Genomic DNA, 22,284 nt, shown 5'->3' with positions numbered 1-22,284 from the left:
TTTCCTCCTTGCCCTGTGGTGATGGTTTTTTAGCCATTACTTAACCGACGGATAGATTAAAAATGTGATTCTGGCCGCTATTTCAGCTTTTTTTGCATAGCTTCAAAGAAAGTTATGTTCACTCGGTGTATGTTACGCAGCTTCATGGGTCTTGTGGTTTTCGGGTATGTACGAATTTGATCTGGTGTTGCTGCTGCTTCAGCAGATGTGTGTGTTTCTGGTCATAGCGTGGCTGATGAGCAAAACGCGCCTGTTCATCCCGCTCATGCAGGTGACCGTGCGCCTGCCGCATAAACTGCTGTGCTACGTGACCTTCTCAATTTTCTGCATCCTCGGTACCTATTTTGGCCTGCATATTGAAGACTCTATCGCTAACACACGCGCCATTGGCGCCGTGATGGGCGGCCTGCTTGGCGGGCCGGTGGTAGGGGGATTAGTGGGGCTAACCGGAGGGTTGCATCGCTACTCCATGGGCGGCATGACAGCGCTGAGCTGTATGATTTCTACCATCGTAGAAGGCCTTCTGGGCGGGCTGGTACACAGCATGCTGGTGAAGCGAGGCCGACCAGATAAAGTCTTTAGCCCGTGGACCGCCGGGGCGATCACCTTCTTCGCCGAACTGGTGCAGATGCTGATCATTTTACTGATTGCGCGTCCGTTCCAGGACGCCTTTCATCTCGTGCAAAGCATTGCCGCGCCGATGATGGTGACCAACACCGTCGGGGCAGCGCTGTTTATGCGTATTCTGCTCGACAAGCGTGCGATGTTTGAAAAATACACCTCGGCATTTTCCGCCACAGCGCTGAAAGTGGCGGCATCGACGGAAGGGATTTTGCGTCAGGGGTTTAACGAAGAGAACAGCATGAAGGTGGCGCAAGTGTTGATCCAGGAACTGGATATTGGCGCGGTGGCAATTACCGATCGTGAGCGCCTGTTGGCCTTTACCGGGATAGGGGAGGATCACCATCTTCCCGGTAAGCCTATCTCTTCCAGTTATACCCAAAAAGCGATTGAAACCGGCGAGGTGGTGTATGCCGACGGTAACGAAGTGCCGTATCGCTGCTCGATTCACCCACAGTGTAAGCTCGGCTCAACGCTGGTGATCCCACTGCGCGGCGAAAACCAGCGTATTATTGGCACCATTAAACTGTATGAAGCCAAAAATCGCCTGTTCAGCTCGATCAACCGCACCCTGGGCGAGGGGATCGCCCAACTGCTGTCGGCGCAAATTCTGGCAGGGCAGTATGAGCGGCAAAAAGCGCTGCTCACCCAGTCGGAAATTAAACTGCTGCATGCGCAGGTGAACCCGCACTTCCTGTTTAACGCGCTTAACACCCTGAAAGCAGTGATTCGCCGCGACAGCGAACAGGCAAGCCAGCTGGTGCAATATCTCTCGACCTTTTTCCGTAAGAACCTTAAACGCCCGTCGGAGATTGTGACGCTGGCCGATGAAATTGAGCATGTGAATGCCTATCTGCAAATTGAGAAAGCGCGTTTCCAGGAAAATTTACAGGTTCAACTGCATGTCCCCGAAGAGCTGGCGCATGTCCGGCTTCCGGCCTTCACGCTGCAACCGATTGTTGAGAATGCTATCAAGCACGGCACATCGCAGTTGTTGAGCATGGGTGAAATTCGTATCAACGCCAGCCGTGACGGGCAACACCTCTTGCTGGCGATTGAAGATAACGCCGGGCTGTATCAACCGGATGCGCAGGCCAGTGGGCTGGGCATGAGCCTGGTGGATAAGCGCCTGCGCACGCGTTTTGGTGATGACTGCGGGATCAACGTAACCTGCGAACCCGATATTTTCACCCGTATCACCCTAAGGCTGCCACTGGAGGAGAACGCATGATTAAAGTGCTGATTGTCGATGATGAACCGTTGGCGCGGGAGAATCTGCGGGTGCTGTTGCAGGCGCAGCCGGATGTCGAGATTGTCGGCGAGTGCGGTAACGCCGTGGAAGCGATTGGCGCGGTGCATAAGCTTCATCCCGACGTACTGTTCCTTGATATCCAGATGCCGCGCATCAGCGGGCTGGAGATGGTCGGTATGCTCGACCCGGAACATCGTCCATACATCGTTTTTCTGACCGCGTTTGACGAGTACGCGGTCAAGGCTTTTGAAGAGCATGCGTTTGATTACCTGCTTAAACCGATCGAAGAGAAACGTCTGGAGAAAACCCTCGCGCGTTTGCGGCAGGAACGTAATGTGCAGGATGTCTCCGCGCTCACCGAGAATCAGGAAGCGTTGAAGTTTATTCCCTGCTCCGGGCATAGCCGTATCTGGCTGTTGCAAATGGATGATGTGGCGTTTGTCAGCAGCCGAATGAGCGGTGTTTACGTCACCAATCACGAAGGGAAAGAAGGGTTCACCGAGCTGACGTTAAGAACGCTTGAGCAACGCACGCCGTTACTGCGCTGCCATCGACAGTATCTTGTTAACATGGCGCATCTGCAGGAGATTCGCCTGGAGGACAATGGCCAGGCCGAACTGTTGCTGCGCAACGGGCAAACCGTACCGGTCAGCCGACGCTACTTAAAAAGCCTGAAAGAGGCGTTGGGACTGTAAATCGTGTTAAACTAACCGACCGCATTTTTCATTACCGAAGGCACTATGGTCAGTAACGATATTTTACGTAGCGTGCGCTACATCCTGAAAATGAACAATCAAGATCTGCTGCGTATTTTTGCGCTGGGCGACACCGTGGTCACCGCCGAGCAGCTGGCACCCTGGTTGCGCAAAGAAGATGAAGAGGGGTTTGTACGCTGCCCGGATATTATGCTGTCCTGCTTCCTGAACGGGCTGATTTACGAAAAACGCGGTCGCGATGAATCTGCGCCCGCACTGGCGGTTGAACGTCGGGTAAACAACAACATCATGCTCAAAAAGCTGCGTATTGCGTTTTCCCTGAAAACGGATGATATCCTCGCTATTCTGACCGAGCAGAAATTCCGCGTCTCGATGCCGGAAATCACCGCCATGATGCGCGCGCCGGATCATAAAAACTTCCGCGAATGTGGCGACCAGTTCCTGCGCTATTTCCTGCGCGGTCTGGCAGTACGTGAGCACGCGGCGAAAAGCTGATTACGCTTGCTGAGGTGATTACGGCGATTATTCGACTCATGTTTTGAGTCGAATAATCGATAAAATTGTGGATACCGTTTCCTGCCTACTCCTGCTTCTTAAACCCCTGTTTTAACACCATCTTCTCGGACAACAGCATTGACAGATACTGCGCATTGCAATCGGTCATTGATGTACCCGGGAGCTTACACAGCTCGCCGATATTCGCTTTGGTGTAATCAACGACGATGTTCTCTGTAACATAATCGTCCTGGTAATCAATGGTCTCCGTGACACCTGCCGCGTTTTTGTACGCGTTACTGATCTGTTCAAATCGCCGCTGTGCTTCTTCTTTATTGCTCACGCCTGCGCTGGCGTAAGTCATTTTGTTGTGAACGTCCTGGCGAAGGACGACATCCCCTTTGTAGTAATAGGTCACTTTCACCTCAACGCCATTTGCGGCATTAAAAAACGTGGCTTTTTCCTCCGGCGTGTTACTGGCGGCAATGCTCTGCACATAGGTCTGCGGCTCTTTGGGTGTGTCTTTGTTGTCGCAGCCAAACAGGCTACCCGCAAGGCAGAGGGTGATAAGTGTAAGAGTAGGGCGGAGTTTGCGCATGAGAGTTCCTTTTAGCAAATGCAAATTATTATCATATAGGCTAAAAGAAAAAAGCATAGCAGTATGGCATTTTTTCAGAATTCATAAAAAAAAGCGCTGCCGGAGCAGCGCTGAGACGATTGATAAACGCGTCATTGCCTGATGCGCTGTGCTTATCAGGCCTACAAGGTTTATGCAATATATTGAATTTGCAACCTTTTGTAGGCCGGATAAGGCGTTTACGCCGCATCCGGCAAGAACAAACCGCGCTTTATACGAAAGGTTATTTTACCTGCTGACCCGGTTTTGCACCGTTGTCCGGGCTTAACAGGAAGATATCTTTCCCGCCAGGGCCTGCAGCCATCACCATTCCTTCAGAGATGCCGAAGCGCATTTTACGCGGTGCCAGGTTAGCGACCATTACCGTCAGGCGGCCAATGAGGGCTTCAGGTTCCGGGTATGCGGAACGAATGCCGGAGAAGACATTGCGTTTCTCGCCGCCGAGATCCAGCGTCAGGCGCAGCAGTTTGTCAGAGCCGTCAACGAACTCGGCGTTTTCAATCAGCGCCACGCGCATATCCACTTTGGCGAAATCGTCAAAGGTGATGGTTTCCTGAATCGGATCGTCCGCCAGCGGGCCGGTGACCGGTGCCGCAGCGGCTTTCACTTCTTCTTTCGACGCTTCAACCAGCGCTTCAACCTGTTTGGTTTCGATGCGGTTGTAGAGCGCTTTGAAGGTGTTCACCTTGTGCGACAGCAGCGGCTGGGCGATGGCATCCCATTCCAGCGTGGTGTTGAGGAACGCTTCAGCACGTTCGGTCAGTGAAGGCAGTACCGGTTTCAGCCAGGTCATCAGTACACGGAACATGTTCAGCCCCATGGTACAAATAGCCTGAAGATCGGCATCGCGGCCTTCCTGTTTCGCGACCACCCACGGTGCCTGTTCGTCAACGTAGCGGTTTGCCACGTCAGCCAGTGCCATGATTTCACGAATCGCTTTACCAAACTCGCGGCTATCCCAGGCTTCGCCAATCGCGGCAGCCGCGTCGGTGAAGGTTTTATACAGTTCAGGATCGGCCAGTTCAGCAGACAGCACGCCATCGAAACGCTTGTTGATAAAGCCGGCGTTACGCGATGCCAGGTTAACCACCTTGTTGACGATATCGGCGTTCACGCGCTGGATGAAGTCTTCCAGGTTGAGGTCAATATCATCGATGCGTGAAGAGAGCTTGGCGGTGTAATAGTAGCGCAGGCTATCGGCATCAAAGTGGTTCAGCCAGGTGCTGGCTTTAATGAAGGTGCCGCGCGATTTTGACATCTTCGCACCGTTCACCGTTACATAACCGTGCACGAACAGGTTAGTGGGTTTACGGAAGTTACTGCCTTCCAGCATGGCAGGCCAGAACAGGCTGTGGAAGTAGACGATATCTTTACCGATGAAGTGATACAGTTCGGCATCGGAGTCTTTCTTCCAGTAGTCATCAAAGCTTGTGGTGTCACCGCGTTTATCACACAGGTTTTTGAAAGAACCCATGTAGCCGATTGGCGCATCCAGCCAGACGTAGAAATATTTGCCCGGCGCGTTCGGAATTTCGAAGCCGAAGTATGGCGCATCACGTGAGATATCCCACTGTTGCAGGCCGGATTCAAACCACTCCTGCATTTTGTTCGCCACTTGCTCCTGCAACGCGCCGCTGCGGGTCCATGCCTGCAGCATCTCGCTGAAGGAAGGCAGATCAAAGAAGAAGTGTTCCGATTCACGCATCACCGGCGTCGTACCGGAAACCACCGATTTCGGCTCGATAAGCTCGGTTGGGCTGTAGGTCGCGCCGCACACTTCGCAGTTATCGCCGTACTGGTCCGGTGATTTACATTTCGGGCAGGTGCCTTTCACAAAACGGTCCGGCAGGAACATGCCTTTTTCCGGATCGTAAAGCTGAGAGATGGTGCGGTTTTTGATAAAACCGTTCTCTTTCAGGCGACCATAGATAAGCTCCGACAGCTCGCGGTTTTCGTCGCTGTGCGTCGAGTGGTAGTTGTCGTAGCTAATGTTGAAGCCAGCAAAATCGGTCTGATGTTCCTGACTCATTTCGGCAATCATCTGCTCCGGGGTAATCCCGAGCTGCTGAGCTTTCAGCATGATCGGCGTGCCATGTGCATCGTCCGCGCAGATGAAGTTTACCTGGTGGCCGCGCATTCGCTGGTAACGGACCCAGACATCAGCCTGGATATGCTCCAGCATGTGGCCGAGGTGGATTGAGCCGTTGGCGTACGGCAGAGCGCACGTTACCAGAATTTTCTTCGCGACTTGAGTCATAATGAACATTACTTCTTATGTAGTGAAAAGGGTTTTCGATATTACCAAAAGGGGCATTATTAAGTAAGCACAAACCGCGGTCTTTCAGGTAAACTTGTTCAACGAAGTTTTACTCACAAGAACAAAGGAGTCGGGATGAGTTCTCAATCCCAGGCCACATCCCCCGAGCGCCTGCGCGCGATGGTTGCCGGGACGCTGGCTAATTTTCAGCACCCAACATTGAAGCATAATCTCACCACGCTGAAGGCGTTACATCATGTGGCGCTGCTGGATGGCACCGTGCACATTGAGCTGCAAATGCCGTTTGTCTGGAACAGCGCGTTTGAAGAACTGAAAGAGCAATGCAGTGCTGACCTGCTTCGTATTACCGGTGCGAATGCCATTGACTGGAAACTGACCCACAATATCGCCACGCTGAAGCGCGTTAAAAACCAGCCGGGCGTGAATGGTGTGAAAAACATCATTGCCGTCAGTTCTGGTAAAGGCGGAGTCGGGAAATCGTCTACAGCCGTTAACCTGGCGCTGGCGCTGGCAGCCGAAGGGGCGAAAGTCGGTATTCTCGATGCTGACATCTACGGCCCGTCAATTCCGACCATGCTCGGCGCGGAAAATCAGCGTCCGACTTCACCAGACGGCACCCATATGGCGCCGATAATGGCTCACGGTCTGGCAACGAACTCTATTGGTTATCTGGTCACCGATGATAACGCGATGGTCTGGCGTGGCCCCATGGCCAGCAAGGCGCTGATGCAGATGTTGCAGGAAACCTTATGGCCGGATCTCGATTATCTGGTGCTGGATATGCCGCCGGGTACCGGTGACATTCAGCTGACGCTGGCACAGAACATTCCGGTCACCGGCGCGGTAGTGGTCACTACGCCGCAGGACATCGCGCTGATTGACGCCAAAAAAGGCATCGTGATGTTTGAGAAAGTAGAAGTGCCGGTGCTGGGCATCGTTGAAAACATGAGCATGCATATTTGCAGCCAGTGTGGTCACCACGAACCTATCTTCGGTACCGGCGGCGCAGAGAAACTGGCGGAGAAATACCATACCCAGTTGCTGGGTCAGATGCCGCTGCACATCAGCCTGCGTGAAGATCTGGATAAAGGCACACCAACGGTGGTGAATCGTCCGGATAGCGAATTTACCCTGATTTATCGTCGACTGGCGGATTTAACTGCTGCCCAACTTTACTGGCAGGGTGAAGTGATCCCCGGCGAAATTGCCTTCCGCGCGGTATAAGCGATCAGGCGCATAACCCTGGCGGGTTATGCGCCCCTTTCATTAACGGTGATAGAAGATTTCGCCGTCGTAAACTTTACTGATTTTCCCGTCCGTGTCAGAAATCAGCACGTAGTTACCGCCCATGTAGGTCCAGTGCGTTCCCGCGTCTGGCGCGGGCAGGTTACGCTGCTGCCACTGTTTGATGTTGTACTGGTCAGTACGGTACATCTCCGGAACGGCGTCCCCGATGTTAAAGTGGGTGAAATCCGCGACAAACTCTTTCAGTTCATACTTCTGAATGCCCGTACCTGGAGCGGCGAAGGCGGTTCCGGCGGCCATCAGGCCAGCCAGAAGCCATAATTTATATTTACCCATTCTTTCTCCAACGATAACCAGAATGCTCAAGGGTGTAGAGTCTGCCTTTTTCTCTTAAAATTGACAGGCAGATCGACGTTCTTTTGTATCACAGAATGAGTTTTTTCGTAAAAAATGTAACAGCTCGGCCTTAAAAGCCTTCCAGTACCAGTTTACCCATCGTTTTACCGGTCTCAAGCTGGCGATGTGCCTGACGAATATTCTCGGCGCTAATCGCACCTAACTTCTCGCCCAGCGTGGTTTTGATTACGCCGTCATCAATCAGCGAGGCCACGCGGGTCAGTAACTGATGCTGGGCAATCATATCCGGCGTTTCAAACATCGAACGGGTATACATAAATTCCCAGTGCAGCGAGATGCTTTTGGTTTTTAACGGACGCGCATCCAGGGTTTCAGGATCGTCAATTAGAGCCAGTTTCCCCTGTGGGGCGAGCGCTTCAATCAACTGTAAATAGTGCTTATCCGTGTGCGTCAGGCTGGCGACATGCGTCACTGCGGGGATACCGAGGCGGATCAGTTCTTCGGCGATCGGTTTGCTGTGGTCGATAACGTAATGAGCCCCGGCGTCCGCTACCCATTTCTGCGTTTCAGGGCGCGATGCGGTGCCGATCACCGTCATTTTAGTAAGCTTGCGCGCCAGTTGGGTCAGGATGGAACCGACACCGCCCGCAGCACCGACAATCAGCAGTACGTCGCCTTCATTTCCGTTTTCCTGAATGCCTAAACGGTCGAACAACAGTTCCCACGCAGTGATGGAGGTCAACGGCAGGGCGGCAGCAGAAATGTTATCCAGCGAACGTGGCTTGAGCGCGACAATTCGCTCATCGACCAGCTGGAATTCGCTGTTACTGCCGGGACGAGTTAACGCCCCCGCATACCAGACTTCGTCGCCAGTTTTAAACAGAGTGACGGCTTCACCAACGGATTTCACCACACCGACAGCATCCCAGCCCAGCACACGCGGCGTGTCGCCGCTAAACCCGGCACGCACTTTGGTATCGACCGGGTTAACGGAGATGGCTTTCACTTCTACCAGCAAATCATGGCCTGCCGCCACCGGGACGGGCAGGGTAATTTCTTCTAATGCATCAATGTTGCCGTGCGCGCCAGCCGCCTGAGTAATCGCAATTGCCTTCATAACCACCTCTGTGATGTTGGGTAAACAGTAAGAATGATACTATCCAATGATATTTGCCGGAAAAATCCATTCACGGCGACAGGACTTATCGTTGAGGAGTGAAAATGCTCAGGTTGGAAGATTTAACCCTGTTCGTGCGTGCGGCGGCATTGAGCAGTTTCAGCGACGCGGCGCGCGAGGCGGGTCTGCCACCTGCCCAGGTGAGTTCCGCCATTAAACGTCTTGAGACGGCGCTCAATATTCGCCTGTTTGCCCGCTCAACCCGTAGCCTGCGCTTGACGCCAGAGGGTGAAACCTGGCTGCCTTACGCCACCCAAATGCTGGAAACAATGCAGGCCGGGCTCCAGCAGATTCAAACGCCGGATGATGAAATTCGCGGTACGTTGCAAATTGCGGTGCCTTCGGACCTCGGGAGAAACCTGCTACTCGGTATTTTCCGCCAGTTTCGCCTGCGTCATCCGGCGCTTAAGCTGCGCATTCTTTTCTCGGACCAGGTGACGGATGTGTTTAAAGATCCGGTTGATGTCGCATTTCGCTACGGCACCAATGAGGATGCGTCGTACGTTGCGCTGCCCATCGCACCGGATAATCGACGCGTGTTGGTCGCATCGCCAGAGTGGATCGCCAAAAATGGCGAACCGGCAACGCCCGCTGATTTAGAAAAGTGTGATGCGCTGACGTATGTGCTGCGAGGTCGTTTGTTTGATCGCTGGACGCTTACCGCCGGGGGAGAAACTCACGAGGTGCAGGTAAACGGCACAATTATCAGCGATGATGCAGAAGTGATTCGCCGACTGGCAATTGCCGGGGAAGGTATTGCCAATAAGTCCTGGCTCGACGTCAGTGAAGATGTCTTTCAGGGGCGACTGAAATTGCTGCTGCCGGACTACGAGGGCGACGGTGTGCCGCTGAATATGATTTGCCCGCATCGCAAGCAGCTCTCGCCTGCGGTGCGGTTGTTGTATGAGGCGGTGAAGGAACGCTGTGAAGCGCTGGTGCAGCGCAGGGGCTAAACCAACGTCATCAAAAAGAATCCGGCAGCGGTCATCAGGAGCGATCCCACCACGTGAGTCATCACCGAAATCATCGCCCACAGATAGTTGCCGTTTTGCAAAAGGGTGACGATCTCCGCCGAAAAGGTGGAAAAGGTCGTCATCCCACCGCAAAGACCGGTAGTGATCAGTAACTTCCATGCCGGGTCCAGTTGCGGCTGGCGCAAAAAGAACGCCAGCGCCGCGCCAATAATGAAACCACCGACCAGATTAACCACCAATGTTCCCGGCGGCAGGCTGGGGAAAAGGCTGTTGAGCTTCATCGACAGCCACCAACGAATGACACACCCGGTAGAGCCACCAATAATAACGGCCAGTAATGAACGATACATCACGCGCGTAAATCCTTATGCTAAATGTTTGATCAGCACATCCACCGTCAGATGGTTGATGTACTCAAGGGAGTGGGAGGCGAGCACGCCCAGCAGGCGATTGTGATGCCCGGCGATGACCAGATCGATACGGCGATCGCGGATACAGGATTCGACATCCTCAAAGCGACGGGTCGTGACCAGTTCCAGCGTTTGTACCGGTAGCGAAACGGATTCCGCCAGCTCGCTCAACAGGGCTTTGGCCTGAATGACTTCCTGCGAAACCACATCATCCATCAGGCTGTCGGAGACATAATTGAGGGCGCGATAATCGGTGCTGATGTGCGCGATGGTTATCGTCATCGCGTTCTCCTGCGCCATTTTTGCGGCGTGATCAAGCAGGGGAATGCCATCAAGACTGCTGTTGATCAGCACCAGAGCATGGTTGTAAACAGGCATAAAAAAACCTCGTCAGGTTGCGAGGTATGCGCGGGTCTTCGAACGAAAGACAGCCTGACATACCTCCATGTTAAGAGGGTATACCAGGCGTCATCAGCCCCAGCAGGGCGGTTGGGAAAGGTGGAACGCCATCACCTTTGTGAATAATTTTGGACCGATGATGGGGGGAATGCAAATAGTTTGTGCGGCTTGCTTCCGCCCGGCACTTGCCGTAACCTGCTGCGATACACGAATTTGTTGTATTAATGACTCGGGGTGCCCTTCCACAGTGAAGGCTGAGAAAAACCCGTACCACCTGATCTGGATAATGCCAGCGTAGGGAAGTCAGAGACCGTCAGGTCATTGCTTCTGGACGTTCTGGCAGGAGCAAACCATGCAAGCTGAGCCGCTTAGCCCTGCGCAAATCGCGCATTCGTTACATCTTTTTCGTCATCACGCCCCCCTTGTTCACTGTATGACAAACGACGTCGTGCAGACCTTCACCGCCAACGTACTGCTTGCGCTCGGCGCATCCCCCGCGATGGTGATTGATGCGCAGGAAGCTGCGCAATTCTCTGCCATTGCTGATGCGTTATTGATAAACGTTGGCACGTTAACGCAGCCGCGCGCGCAGGCGATGAAAGCCGCTGCGCTGAGTGCGAACGCGGCGGGTAAACCCTGGACTCTCGACCCTGTCGCCGTGGGTGCGTTAACGCTGCGCACGGAATTTTGCCACGATCTGTTGACCTTAAAACCTGCCGCCATTCGGGGGAATGCCTCCGAAATTATGGCGCTGGCAGGAATGAGCGCGGGCGGGCGCGGCGTGGATACCACCGATACCGCCGCTGCTGCGCTACCGGCGGCGCAGGCTCTGGCGCGTCAGATCAATACCGTTGTGGCGGTGACGGGCGAAGTGGATTACATCACCGATGGACAACGCGTTATCGCGATAACGGGCGGCAACCCGTTGATGACCCGCGTAGTGGGGACGGGCTGTGCATTGTCTGCGGTCGTCGCGGCAAGCTGTGCGCTACCGGGCGACAGGCTGGATAACGTTGCCTCTGCCTGCGCCTTGATGAAACTGGCCGGTAGTCGTGCGGCGGTCGATAACGGACCGGGCAGTTTTGTCCCGGCATTTCTTGATGCACTGTATGCACTGAATGGGGAGGCACTGGCATGAAACGGATTAACGCATTAACGATCGCGGGTACCGATCCAAGTGGTGGGGCAGGGATTCAGGCTGATCTGAAAACCTTCTCAGCATTGGGTGCATATGGCTGTTCGGTGATCACCGCGCTGGTGGCGCAAAACACCCATGGTGTGCAGTCCGTCTATCGTATTGAACCGGATTTTGTCGCCGCACAGCTGGATTCCGTGTTTAACGATGTGCGCATCGATACCACCAAAATCGGTATGCTGGCAGAAACTGATATCGTTGAAGCCGTGGCGGAGCGATTACAGCGCCATCGGGTGGAAAATGTGGTGCTGGATACGGTCATGCTGGCCAAAAGCGGCGATGCGCTGTTATCGCCCGCGGCGGTTGAAACCCTGCGTCAACGTCTGCTGCCACAGGTCTCGTTAATTACGCCGAATCTGCCGGAAGCGGCGGCACTGCTGGATGCGCCGCATGCGCGTAATGAGCGTGAAATGCTGGAACAGGGTCGCGCGCTGCTGGCGATGGGGTGTGGCGCAGTGCTTATGAAGGGCGGTCACCTGGATGATGCGGAAAGCCCCGACTGGCTGTTCACCCGCGACGGCGAGCTGCGTTTTACCGCGCCGCGCGTCATGACCAAAAACACCCACGGTACCGGTTGTACATTATCAGCCGCGCTGGCGGCACTGCGCCCACGCCATAGCAACTGGGGCGACACGGTGCAGGAAGCGAAAACCTGGCTTTCAGCCGCGCTGGCCCAGGCCGATACGCTGGAAGTTGGTAGTGGTATTGGCCCGGTGCACCATTTTCACGCCTGGTGGTAATAGCACATTGAAAAGCCCGCATTTGGACGGATAGCAAATGCAAAATTGCCTGATGGCGCTATGCTTATCAGGCCTACAGAGTGTGCACAATGCATTGAATTTGCAATGTTTTGTAGGCCGGATAAGGCGTTTGCGCCGCATCAGGCAAATACCCGCACGACACCACCAAAACGCGCTTGATGAATGCCTGATTAATGGCGCACCAGCGTGGCAAAGTAATACACCAGCGGTATCGCCAGAATCCACAAGCCGAGAGGGATTTCACGCCACTTCCCGGCAATGGTTTTAATCATCACATAGAACAGCAATCCACCCGCGATACCTGTCCCGAAGCTGTTGGCGATAAGCGTAATCATCACCATCATCAGTACCGGTAAGCCGTCAGTGAAATTCGCCAAATCCACCTTGCGCAGGCCGCTAAACATATTCAGGCCAATCAGGATCAACGCCGGGGCAGTGGCTTCTTTGGGGATCATCAGCGCAACGGGGGTGAACAGCAGCATCAGCAAGAACATGATGGCGGCGGCAAGCGCAGTCATGCCGGTTTTACCGCCTGCTTCCGCCGAGGCTGAGGACTCAATCAGCGCCGTCGCGGCCGGAATGCCGACCCAGGGGCCCAGCGCGGCAGCGATGGAGTCAACTATAAACGGGCGGTTGATGTGCGGCATGTTGCCTTCTTCATCCAGCAGTCCCGCTTCACCGCCGACGGCAAGCGTGGTGCCCATGGTTGAGAAAAACTCCGAGGCGAAGAAGACAAACAGATAAGGCAGGAAAGCAATATTCAGCGCGCCAATGATATCCACCTGCGCAAACACCGGTGTTAATGAATGGGGCAGGGCGATAAAGCTGGATGGCAGGTGCGTGACGCCCGCCGGGATACCCACCAGCGTCGCACACAGAATCGCCCACAGGATAGCACCAGGAATACGACGTGCCTGCAGGGCAATCGCCAGAAACAGCCCGCACAGCGCCACCAGCGCACCCGGCGAAAGAAAATCGCCCAGCATCAACGCGTTGTTTTTGGCGCTTGCCAGTACCAACCCGGCATTACGAAAACCGAGCAGGGCAACAAAAATACCGATAGACGCCGTCAACCCCAGTTTGATGGATTGCGGCACCGAGCGGGTAACCACTTCACGCAGGCCAAAACGGGTGAGCAGGAAGAACAGCACGCCGGACCAGCAGGCAATTCCCAGCCCAATCGGCCAGCCAATTCCGGCGTTCCCGGCCAGCGATACTCCGACTAAGACCGAGCCGCCAATCCCCGGGCCAACTATAAACGGCAGATTGGCATAAAACGCCATCAGCAGCGTGCCGACAACAAACACCAAAATGGTGCCAGTGGTCGCCGCGCCTTTGTCCATCCCGCCCGCAGCCAGCAGTCCGGGGATCACCACCAGCAGATAAGCGGCGGCAAGAAACCCCGTGATACCCGCCAGACATTCGGTACGTGCAGAGCTTCCGCGAGCGCGTAGGGCAAAACAACGTTCCAGCCAGCTCTCAGAGGCAGGCGTATTGATTGAGTGGTCGGCCATTTAGTCGGCGCTCCTTTCCTGATGCGAAGAGTGAATAACGGGGTCAACAATCTGACGCGTTGCGCCATCGGTGAGCCCCAAATCCGTCAGATGTGGCCCGGCGTTACAGGCCAGGCAGGTGCCCTCAATGGCCTTAAATACCCGATACGGCGGCTGCCAGTCGGCAATGTCACCGCTACGCTCGCGCAGGTCTCGGAATGCGGCCGCCAGGTCAGGGGCCGGTAGATCGGAGAGCATCCCGGCAATCGGCATCGCCACGTGGGCAACTAACTCGCCATGCTGCACCAGTGCCATCCCGCCGCCGCTGGCAATCAGGGTATTGGCTGCCAGCGCCATTTCTTGCGGGCAGCGTCCCAGTACCACCAGATTATGTGAATCGTGAGAGTAGCTGGTGGCGATAGCCCCCTGAAGTTCGCCCCAGCCTTCCAGCAGGGCGATTTGCGGTTTTGCCTCGTGACGTCCATGGCGATGCTGAACCCAAATCAGGCTGAACCCGGTTGGGAGCACAACGTGGCCCTCGCGGATTTGCACATCAACTTCACCCCATTCGGTAAAACGCGCGCCGCGAATATGTTTCAGCCGCGCGTCGCCATGTTCAACGTCGGCGATGCGCAGGACAAAATCGTCCGCGCTGAGCGGCGCAAGATGCATGGTATCTGGCAATGCGGGGTGACTCGCCGCCGACAGCGGCTCAATCATTGCACCATCGCGGGCAAGCAGTTTCCCGCCGACGTAGACCTGGCGTGGTCGAATCGTTTGCAGGGAATCCAGCACCACCAAATCCGCACGGCGACCAGCGGCAATCAACCCTAAATCATCGCGCTTAAGCCGCAAAGCACCGTTGAACGTCGCGAAACGCAGCGCATCGACGGCGGGTAAACCGTGCTCAATCAACAGATTCAGCAGCGCCACGATACCGCCTTTTTCCAGCAGCATATCCGGGGGCACATCATCGGTGCAGAGCGTAATCTGCGAGGAGAGATGCGGGAGCGTCTTCAGCGCCGCCACGATATCCGGCAGCAGATAAGGATGCGAACCCCGGATTTCCAGCGTGAGACCGGCGCGCAGTTTTTCCAGCGCATCGTCGGCGGAGGTGAGTTCATGATCCGACGTCACGCCCGCTGCGAGGTAAGCCTGTAACCCGGCCCCGTTCAACCCGCGTGCATGGCCTTCAATTAGCTTTCCGCTCTGTAAGCCACAGCTAAGGATCTCCTGCATCCGCGTGCTGCCATTCAGCACGCCATGCATATCCATCACTTCCGCGACACCACGCACTTCCGGCCAGTTGAGCATGGTTTCCATCTCCGCGCCGGCGAAATCGGCACCTGACATCTCCAGCCCCGGTGTGGAAGGGACGCTGGACGGTGCGGCGATCATCACCTGCAAAGGAAGATTGCGGCTGGCATCAATGGCAAAACGCACGCCTTCCACGCCCAGTACGTTTGCCAGCTCATGAGGGTCCCAGAAGACTGCCGTAGTGCCCTGCGCCAGCACGATTTCCGCATAACGAGCGGGAAGAAGATGTGAACTTTCCAGGTGTACATGGGTGTCGATAAAACCCGGTGAGAGGTAAGCGCCTGCCAGCGAGTGCGTCTCGGCGGCGTCGCTTCGGCTACCGCTCGGATGCACGCTGGCAATCATGTCACCGACGATACCCACATCCGCTTCGCGAATTTCGCCGGTGACCATATCCACAATGCGGGTATCGGTAAGCAGGAGATCGAAAGGCGCGTCGCCTTTTGCGGCGTCTATCGCCCGGCGGCGAGGGGAGGCAGTAGTACACATAAATATCGTCCGGTCATTCAATATGGGCGCTACTTTACGAAGTGTGGAAGATGATGGCAAACGTTTGCCTCGCTGAAAAAATTTATCACCTGATAAGAAAAGGTTATTCTGCAACAAACGAACAATGCGAAACCTATCATGACTGAACCCTGGCAACGGCTTCCCGCACTCTCTTTAAAGCAGCTTCAGTATTTTGTTACCCTGGCTCAGTTGCGTCACTTCACTGACACCGCCAGTAAGCTCGCGATAAGTCAGCCGGCATTGAGTAGCGCGCTGCGGCAGATTGAAACGGTGCTGGGCGGTAAGCTGGTGAACCGGACCGCCGCCGCCGTGACGCTGACGGAGTTGGGCGTTGCCATTCTTCCTCATGCCGAGCGGGTGCTCTACGTCGCCCAGCAGGCGTTCAGCGATATGCGGCAAATTGTCGAATCCGGGGGCGACGGCACTTTGCGTATTGGCCTTGTGCCGTCGGTCAGTTCGCTGTTGTTCCCCTCCGTGGCTGAACGGCTGGCGCAAGCTTTTCCCCGGCTGAAGGTGGAGTTTCACGATCTCACTAACGATGCGTTAGCAACGCAGATAGTGAACGGGCAACTGGATTTCGGCATTGGCGCGCTGGACAGTTCTGTCTCTCCGGCATTACAGGTTTTCCCGGTGCTGGAGGACCCTTTTGTCGCTGTATTGCATACCGACGATCCCCTTGCTCAATCGGCACATCTTCCGTGGCAGCAGCTTGCTGGCCGCGATGTGGCCGTCTTTTCCAAAGGCAATATTCAGCGGCTGGTAGGGGCGCTGGACGAGAGTCAGCGTCTCAAGCTACATATTCGCTATCACGTTGATTACATTGAAACCCTGTACGGCCTGGTGCGCTCCCGGCTGGCGGCGGCCATTTTGCCGCAGCTTTATACCGCGCATCTCTGCGATCCACAGCTAAAAGTGTTGCAGCTTCAGCAGCCGGAACTCACGCGCACCGTCGCGTTGTTGCGCAACGCAGCACCGTTGCCGCCGCAGGTCGAACAGGCCTTTATACTATTACAGCAAGCTGTGCGGAATGAATGAACACCATTTCCTCGTCGGGAGTAGTCTTCCGGCGTAGCGCCACCTATACTGGCTCGGGGCCCATTGCAGGGAAAAATAAATGGAACAAGCACATACACGTCTGATTGCGCAAATTACTGAGCGTATTGCTGCGGCAGATAACACGCCGCTGTATCTGAAGTTCGCTGAAACAGTGAAAAATGCCGTACGCAGCGGAATACTCGAACATGGCAATATTCTGCCTGGCGAACGTGACCTGAGCCAGTTAACGGGCGTGTCGCGTATAACGGTGCGCAAAGCGATGCAAACGCTGGAAGATGAAGGCGTGGTCACGCGCGCGCGGGGTTATGGCACGCAAATTAATAATATTTTTGAGTATTCCCTGAAGGAAGCGCGCGGATTTTCGCAACAGGTTGTGCTGCGGGGGAAAAAGCCGGATACCCTGTGGGTGAATAAGCGTATAGTTCCTTGCCCGGAAGAGGTGGCTTCACAGCTGGCCGTTGCGCCGGAAAGTGACGTTTTTTTGCTCAAACGTATTCGGTATGTGGATGAAGAGGCCGTATCTATTGAAGAATCCTGGGTTCCCGCCCAGTTGATTCATGATGTGGATGAGATAGGCGTTTCTCTGTACGACTATTTTCGCAGTCAGCATATCTTTCCACAGCGCACACGCTCAAGAGTCAGCGCGCGGATGCCGGATGCCGAATTTCAGTCGCATATCAAAATGGATGAAAAAATCCCGGTGTTGGTTATCAAACAGGTTGCGCTTGACCAGCAGCAGCAGCCGATTGAGTACAGCATCAGCCACTGCCGCAGTGATTTATATGTTTTTGTGTGCGAGGAGTAGTTCTTCGCGCGTTGGGCTGCAATCGCCGCCCCGGTGACCCACCACCCAGGACGCTACCGCGTTTCCGAGCAACACGGATTCGCCGAGCGTCCAGCCAGAAGCAAGACCCGCCAGCGTGCCGCCCGCGTGGCTGTCGCCCGCGCCGATGGTGTCAACAACCGTCACAGGAAACGGTGCTGCCAGCCCCTGTTCCTCCTGGCTGAAGTACCATGCTCCCTCTTTATCATGTCGCACGATAAGCGGCGTGCCAAACGTCGCAAGCCAAGCGTTACCGAGCTGCCGGGTTTCCGTCGGTAAATTAAAGCGTGTGGCGGCGATTTCGGCTTCCTGGCGATTAAGCGAAATAACCGGCTTGCAGGCCATAGTGCGAGCCATCAGTGCATCCGGGATATCGGCAATGCGTGGGCCAAAATCGATAAATGGCGTGACGTCTCGCAGACTTTCAAGCCAGTTGACAAGCAACTCCCCGCAAGGTGACGCAAGCTGATAACCTGAAAGCGACACCAGGCTTTGTGGAGCGACTGACAACTGCGCCAGCCAGTTGTGAGTCCACTGATTTTCAACGCCGCTGAACGACATAAACGTGCGCTCGCCATCTGGCTCAACCAGCGCCAGACACCAGCCGTTATCGCCCTGAACACCGTCAATGCAACTGACAAGCCCCTCGCGGGCCAGACTATTGCGGATGATCTCAGCCCAGACACCCTGGCCGACGGGCAACGCATTATTTGCCTGCATTCCCAGACGTTTCAGCGCCACCGCAATATTCAGCGCGCAACCGCCAATATTGACCCCTTGCTGATGCAGCTCGATATCGCAGCCGCGCCAGGGAAGGGCATAAGCATCGGCAATCACGTCGATCACCGCCGCGCCGACAACCGTGATCGGCCGTTGGTTGCCTAAGGTGGCTAAACGTGACGCAAATTTCATAATGCCTCCCGTTGCTCGCGATACTGTGCCAGCGCGGTTGCATAGCGGTTAAAGTCGAGTTGGTTGACGTCATCAAGTTGCTGTTTTAGTGATGGGTCAATAGCGGAAATGCCGCCCAGTGCGCCGCAAATCGCGGTTGCCATCGCCCCGATCGTATCCGTATCACCCCCGAGGTTGGCGCATAAAATGGCACAACGGTTAGGGCAGCCCTGTGCCAGTTCAACCATTGCGATGGCGCACGGAACGGATTCAATCGTGCTGGTTCCCGCGCCGACCACCTGGTAAAGCTGCTCGCTGGCGGATTCCGTACCCTTAGCCGTGCGGACAATATTTAAGGCCAGTTCCAGACGCGCGGCGAGGGAGGCGCTAAAGGTGGTCACGCGTTTTTCTTGCGCGTGGCGAGCCACTGAAGGCAGCGAATCGACAATGGTCTGCCAGCTATCGCCGTCGATGGCGCGTGAGACGGCCCAGGCCACCACCACCGCACCGGCGACCGCAAGATCGGACTTATGCGTTGGGCTGGAAGCAAGCGCCACATCATCAATAAACTCATCGAGATTGCCCGTGGGCAGTAAGCAACCCAGCGGCGAAACGCGCATTGCCGCGCCGTTGGTGACGCCGTTGTTTTCCAGTTCGCTAACAGGCTTACCCTCACGAATCGCGTTAAGCGCAATTTTGGAGGTTGGGCCCAGCACGTTTTTATTGAACGCGTCGAAGCCCTCCGCCCAGGCCAGAATATTACGGCCAATAAGATCCGGGTCGATCTTCCCCTGACGCTCAAGAATGGCATCGGCGAGGCACAGCGCCATCGACGTATCATCCGTGAATTCCGCGCGGTTAAAGTAGCAGGCCGCATTGTTCTCGGCGGGTCCCGGCAGGAAACGGTCAATCCAGCCAAAATGCGCCTTCACGCGTGAGCGAGGCCAAAGCTCTGAAGGCATTCCCATCGCATCGCCCAATGCCTGGCCGTACAGCGCGCCAAGAATACGTTCTGTTTTCATTTCACTTCCCCTTGTGTCAGTGCAGTGTCGCGTGGGTCGTTTTGCACCTTAATGGCGGTGATCTCTTTGTCCGACTCGCGAAAGAAAATCATAAACAGCACGGCGATAACGGCGATCATGATGGCGCCGAAGCCCCACATGCCCGCCCAGTTGAAGGTCAACCCATTCACCGGCTCTTTATAAGCAAACATTTTTTCCATCATCACGCCGCCCAGACGGTAGCCGAGCAGGCTACCGAAGCCCTGGCAGCAGAGAGTGATAAGGCCTTGCGCGGCAGTTCGCATGTGTACCGGCGCTTTTTTATCCACATAGATGTAGGCCGTCACGTAATAGAAATCGTAACTTACGCCGTGGAGCAAAATACCGAGGAACAGCAGGGCGTAAGTGAAGTATTGCTCTGCACCGCCGTAGACGAAGAAACCATAGCGAATTGCTGCGGTGATAAGACCAAGCAATAATACCTTTTTAATGCCAAAGCGTTTGGTGAAGAATGGCAACGCCAGCATAAAGAAGATTTCAGAGAACTGTCCCAGCGTCATCCAGCCGGTCGCATTTTGCATACCCACTTCGGTGAGATACCCGTTGGCGAAGATGTAGTAGAACGCCAGCGGCATCGCGAACAGGAATGAACAGAAGAAAAAGACGAGGAAGTTTTTATCGCGCAGCAGGATCAGCGCATCCAGACCCAGCATCACTTTGAGGTCCAGTTTTCCTGTACTTTTCGGTGGGGTATCCGGCAGCATGAAGGCGAAAATCCCCAGCAGCAGCGAGCTCCCCGCGGTGATCAATAGCGGAACGTTGGTCGGTGAAATATCGTTATAGCCCATCATTTGCGGCAGAAAACCGCACACCAGGCCGGAGGCTATCCAGCCAATGGTTCCCATGACGCGAATGCGTGGGAAGTCGCGCTCGACGTCCGGCACGTTGGCAAAGGCAATGCTGTTGGTGAGCGCAATGGTCGGCATATAGGTGAGCGAGTAGGCGAGCAACAGCGGGAAAAACCCGGCAAACGTGGTTTGCTGTGCGGCAAAATACATCAACACCGCGCCAACAAACATCAGTACCGCGAGAACTTTCTGTGCCGAGAAAAAACGGTCCGTCAGCGAGCCGACCAGAATCGGCGAGAGGATCGCCGCAATGGCCGTACAGGCGTAAGACCAGCCAATTTCGCCTGCCGTGAATCCGCTCTTATTCAGCCATAGCCACAGGGGAACAAACCACGCGCCCCAGATAAACCACTCAATGAACATCATGAACGACAGCTTTACTGTAGTTTTCATCTTTAAATCCTTCATGACAGGTAAGGTACGTAGAGACAATACCACCATGTAATACCTTTTAAATACCTTTAAGGTGAAACTTTGACCGGTGTAACACTTTGCCGTCCATGAATCGTGCCAGCAGATTGCGCTTAAAAGTGGCGAGAGAATGGAAAATTCCCGTATCCACGACCAGACTTATTGCTGCCCAAAAATTCCGGGCAGGAAATTCACGCCGACACGACGTTGGCATTACGGGAGCATCGCTATGACTGATATTACGCAATTGCTTGGCAAAGACGCCGACAGCCTTTTACAGCATCGTTGTATGACTATTCCAGCCGATCAACTCTACCTGCCGGGTCACGATTACGTTGACCGGGTGATGATGGATAACAACCGTCCGCCAGCCGTACTGCGAAACATGCAGACGCTTTATAATACCGGACGTCTGGCCGGAACCGGCTACTTATCGATTTTGCCCGTTGACCAGGGCGTGGAGCACTCTGCGGGGGCGTCGTTTGCCGCTAACCCGCTCTATTTTGATCCGAAAAATATCGTTGAGCTGGCGATTGAAGCGGGCTGTAACTGCGTGGCGTCAACCTATGGCGTGCTGGCTTCCGTCTCACGTCGTTACGCGCACCGCATTCCTTTCCTCGTTAAGCTGAATCACAACGAAACCCTGAGCTACCCGAACACCTTTGATCAGACGCTGTATGCCAGCGTCGAGCAGGCATTCAATCTGGGTGCCGTTGCCGTAGGCGCCACCATCTATTTCGGCTCCGAAGAGTCTCGTCGCCAGATTGAAGAGATTTCCGCGGCCTTTGAACGCGCGCACGAATTGGGTATGGTTACCGTTCTGTGGGCCTATCTGCGTAACCCGGCGTTCAAGAAAGATGGCGTGGATTATCACGTTTCCGCAGACCTGACCGGTCAGGCCAATCATCTGGCTGCGACCATCGGCGCGGATATTGTGAAGCAGAAAATGGCCGAGAATAACGGCGGCTATAAGGCGGTGAACTTTGGCTATACGGACGAGCGCGTCTACAGCAAACTCACCAGCGAGAACCCGATTGACCTGGTGCGCTACCAACTGGCGAACTGCTATATGGGCCGTGCCGGGTTGATTAACTCCGGCGGCGCGGCGGGCGGTGAAACCGACCTTTCCGACGCGGTGCGTACGGCGGTTATCAATAAACGCGCGGGCGGAATGGGCCTGATCCTGGGGCGTAAAGCATTCAAGAAATCAATGGCCGATGGCGTGCAGTTGATTAACGCGGTTCAGGATGTCTATCTGGATGGTAAAGTCACCATCGCATAATGACCTTTCCCGGTGAGGTTTGGCCTCGCCGGGTTTATCTTTTCTCGTAACGATCCCCCTCACATTTCCTCCTCC

At 55.0% G+C, this 22,284-nt stretch carries 21 protein-coding genes and 2 riboswitches; of the genes, 10 read left to right on the top strand and 11 right to left on the bottom strand.

Going from position 1 to position 22,284, the window contains the following annotated elements:
• Nucleotides 1–166: 166 nt before the first annotated feature.
• Genes F0Q32_RS06450 through F0Q32_RS06440 form a run of 3 tightly spaced genes read left to right on the top strand, consistent with a single transcriptional unit; the run spans nt 167 to nt 3,084 of the window.
• Entirely contained in the window at nt 167–1,852 is a 1,686-nt protein-coding gene (locus F0Q32_RS06450; protein ID WP_149462428.1) for a sensor histidine kinase, read from the top strand.
• Entirely contained in the window at nt 1,849–2,568 is a 720-nt protein-coding gene (gene btsR / locus F0Q32_RS06445; RefSeq protein WP_149462427.1) for a two-component system response regulator BtsR, read from the top strand. The genes F0Q32_RS06450 and btsR overlap by 4 nt, the downstream gene beginning before the upstream one ends.
• A gap of 45 nt (nt 2,569–2,613) precedes the next feature.
• The gene (locus F0Q32_RS06440) at nt 2,614–3,084 is read left to right on the top strand and encodes a DUF1456 family protein (RefSeq protein WP_149462426.1); all 471 of its coding nucleotides are present in this window, start codon (nt 2,614–2,616) and stop codon (nt 3,082–3,084) included.
• A gap of 85 nt (nt 3,085–3,169) precedes the next feature.
• On the opposite strand, the gene F0Q32_RS06435 is transcribed toward F0Q32_RS06440, so the two are convergent.
• The gene (locus F0Q32_RS06435) at nt 3,170–3,682 is read right to left on the bottom strand and encodes a YehR family lipoprotein (protein WP_188016839.1); all 513 of its coding nucleotides are present in this window, start codon (nt 3,680–3,682) and stop codon (nt 3,170–3,172) included.
• A gap of 262 nt (nt 3,683–3,944) precedes the next feature.
• Complete coding sequence (gene metG, locus F0Q32_RS06430) at nt 3,945–5,978, bottom strand: methionine--tRNA ligase (protein ID WP_149462424.1); 2,034 nt, start codon at nt 5,976–5,978, stop codon at nt 3,945–3,947.
• Nucleotides 5,979–6,113: 135 nt separating this feature from the next.
• Between metG and apbC the strand changes: the two genes are divergently transcribed.
• Nucleotides 6,114–7,223: an iron-sulfur cluster carrier protein ApbC gene (gene apbC / locus F0Q32_RS06425; RefSeq protein ID WP_149462423.1), complete on the top strand. Its 1,110-nt coding sequence runs from the start codon at nt 6,114–6,116 to the stop codon at nt 7,221–7,223.
• A 42-nt stretch (nt 7,224–7,265) separates the two neighbouring features.
• Here the strand turns inward: apbC and F0Q32_RS06420 are convergent, their stop codons facing one another.
• Both F0Q32_RS06420 and F0Q32_RS06415 read right to left on the bottom strand, forming a co-directional pair.
• Nucleotides 7,266–7,580, bottom strand: a complete 315-nt coding sequence (locus F0Q32_RS06420) for an RcnB family protein (protein ID WP_149462422.1) — start codon at nt 7,578–7,580, stop codon at nt 7,266–7,268.
• Between the two features lie 130 nt (nt 7,581–7,710).
• Nucleotides 7,711–8,718 carry a zinc-binding alcohol dehydrogenase family protein gene (locus F0Q32_RS06415; protein ID WP_149462421.1) on the bottom strand — a complete coding sequence of 336 codons (1,008 nt, stop codon included), beginning with the start codon at nt 8,716–8,718 and terminating at the stop codon, nt 7,711–7,713.
• Between the two features lie 104 nt (nt 8,719–8,822).
• Between F0Q32_RS06415 and F0Q32_RS06410 the strand changes: the two genes are divergently transcribed.
• Entirely contained in the window at nt 8,823–9,731 is a 909-nt protein-coding gene (locus F0Q32_RS06410) for a LysR family transcriptional regulator (RefSeq protein ID WP_149462420.1), read from the top strand.
• Here F0Q32_RS06410 and crcB read toward each other — a convergent pair.
• Both crcB and F0Q32_RS06400 read right to left on the bottom strand, forming a co-directional pair.
• On the bottom strand, nt 9,728–10,102 hold the full coding sequence (gene crcB, locus F0Q32_RS06405; protein WP_149462419.1) for a fluoride efflux transporter CrcB: 375 nt from the start codon (nt 10,100–10,102) through the stop codon (nt 9,728–9,730). The two genes, F0Q32_RS06410 and crcB, sit on opposite strands and share 4 nt — an antisense overlap.
• Nucleotides 10,103–10,117: 15 nt before the next feature.
• Entirely contained in the window at nt 10,118–10,540 is a 423-nt protein-coding gene (locus F0Q32_RS06400; RefSeq protein ID WP_149462418.1) for a universal stress protein, read from the bottom strand.
• Between the two features lie 77 nt (nt 10,541–10,617).
• Nucleotides 10,618–10,685: riboswitch (Fluoride riboswitch) on the bottom strand.
• A 96-nt stretch (nt 10,686–10,781) separates the two neighbouring features.
• A riboswitch (TPP riboswitch) is annotated at nt 10,782–10,879 on the top strand.
• A 34-nt stretch (nt 10,880–10,913) separates the two neighbouring features.
• On the opposite strand from F0Q32_RS06400, the gene thiM reads away from it, so the two are divergent.
• Together thiM and thiD are read left to right on the top strand one after the other, a co-directional pair.
• Nucleotides 10,914–11,699, top strand: a complete 786-nt coding sequence (gene thiM / locus F0Q32_RS06395; protein ID WP_149462417.1) for a hydroxyethylthiazole kinase — start codon at nt 10,914–10,916, stop codon at nt 11,697–11,699.
• Nucleotides 11,696–12,496, top strand: coding sequence for a bifunctional hydroxymethylpyrimidine kinase/phosphomethylpyrimidine kinase (gene thiD, locus F0Q32_RS06390; protein WP_149462416.1), 801 nt, complete (start codon nt 11,696–11,698; stop codon nt 12,494–12,496). Before thiM ends, thiD begins: the two co-directional genes overlap by 4 nt.
• A 191-nt stretch (nt 12,497–12,687) precedes the next feature.
• Here thiD and F0Q32_RS06385 read toward each other — a convergent pair whose 3' ends face one another.
• Complete coding sequence (locus F0Q32_RS06385) at nt 12,688–14,031, bottom strand: NCS2 family permease (RefSeq protein ID WP_149462415.1); 1,344 nt, start codon at nt 14,029–14,031, stop codon at nt 12,688–12,690.
• On the bottom strand, nt 14,032–15,816 hold the full coding sequence (locus F0Q32_RS06380) for an adenine deaminase (RefSeq protein ID WP_149462414.1): 1,785 nt from the start codon (nt 15,814–15,816) through the stop codon (nt 14,032–14,034).
• Between the two features lie 138 nt (nt 15,817–15,954).
• On the opposite strand from F0Q32_RS06380, the gene F0Q32_RS06375 reads away from it, so the two are divergent.
• Together F0Q32_RS06375 and F0Q32_RS06370 are read left to right on the top strand one after the other, a co-directional pair.
• Nucleotides 15,955–16,872, top strand: coding sequence for a LysR family transcriptional regulator (locus F0Q32_RS06375; RefSeq protein ID WP_149462413.1), 918 nt, complete (start codon nt 15,955–15,957; stop codon nt 16,870–16,872).
• A 79-nt stretch (nt 16,873–16,951) separates the two neighbouring features.
• Nucleotides 16,952–17,698, top strand: a complete 747-nt coding sequence (locus tag F0Q32_RS06370) for a GntR family transcriptional regulator (protein WP_149462412.1) — start codon at nt 16,952–16,954, stop codon at nt 17,696–17,698.
• On the opposite strand, the gene F0Q32_RS06365 is transcribed toward F0Q32_RS06370, so the two are convergent.
• Genes F0Q32_RS06365 through F0Q32_RS06355 form a run of 3 tightly spaced genes read right to left on the bottom strand, consistent with a single transcriptional unit; the run spans nt 17,672 to nt 20,909 of the window.
• Nucleotides 17,672–18,628: a PfkB family carbohydrate kinase gene (locus F0Q32_RS06365; protein WP_149462411.1), complete on the bottom strand. Its 957-nt coding sequence runs from the start codon at nt 18,626–18,628 to the stop codon at nt 17,672–17,674. The two genes, F0Q32_RS06370 and F0Q32_RS06365, sit on opposite strands and share 27 nt — an antisense overlap.
• Nucleotides 18,625–19,629 (bottom strand): ADP-ribosylglycohydrolase family protein, encoded by a 1,005-nt coding sequence (locus tag F0Q32_RS06360; RefSeq protein WP_149462410.1) that lies wholly within the window; start codon nt 19,627–19,629, stop codon nt 18,625–18,627. Before F0Q32_RS06360 ends, F0Q32_RS06365 begins: the two co-directional genes overlap by 4 nt.
• Nucleotides 19,626–20,909 carry a nucleoside permease gene (locus F0Q32_RS06355; protein ID WP_149462409.1) on the bottom strand — a complete coding sequence of 428 codons (1,284 nt, stop codon included), beginning with the start codon at nt 20,907–20,909 and terminating at the stop codon, nt 19,626–19,628. The genes F0Q32_RS06360 and F0Q32_RS06355 overlap by 4 nt, the downstream gene beginning before the upstream one ends.
• Nucleotides 20,910–21,156: 247 nt before the next feature.
• Here F0Q32_RS06355 and fbaB point away from each other — a divergent pair, with 247 nt between their 5' ends.
• Nucleotides 21,157–22,209 carry a class I fructose-bisphosphate aldolase gene (fbaB, locus tag F0Q32_RS06350; RefSeq protein WP_149462408.1) on the top strand — a complete coding sequence of 351 codons (1,053 nt, stop codon included), beginning with the start codon at nt 21,157–21,159 and terminating at the stop codon, nt 22,207–22,209.
• Nucleotides 22,210–22,284: the final 75 nt, after the last annotated feature.

The organism is Pseudocitrobacter sp. 73 (genome assembly GCF_008369545.1).
GTDB lineage: Bacteria > Pseudomonadota > Gammaproteobacteria > Enterobacterales > Enterobacteriaceae > Pseudocitrobacter > Pseudocitrobacter vendiensis.
The sequence above is the reverse complement of the archived record's forward strand: the minus strand, read 5'-3'. Positions and strand labels throughout refer to the sequence as shown.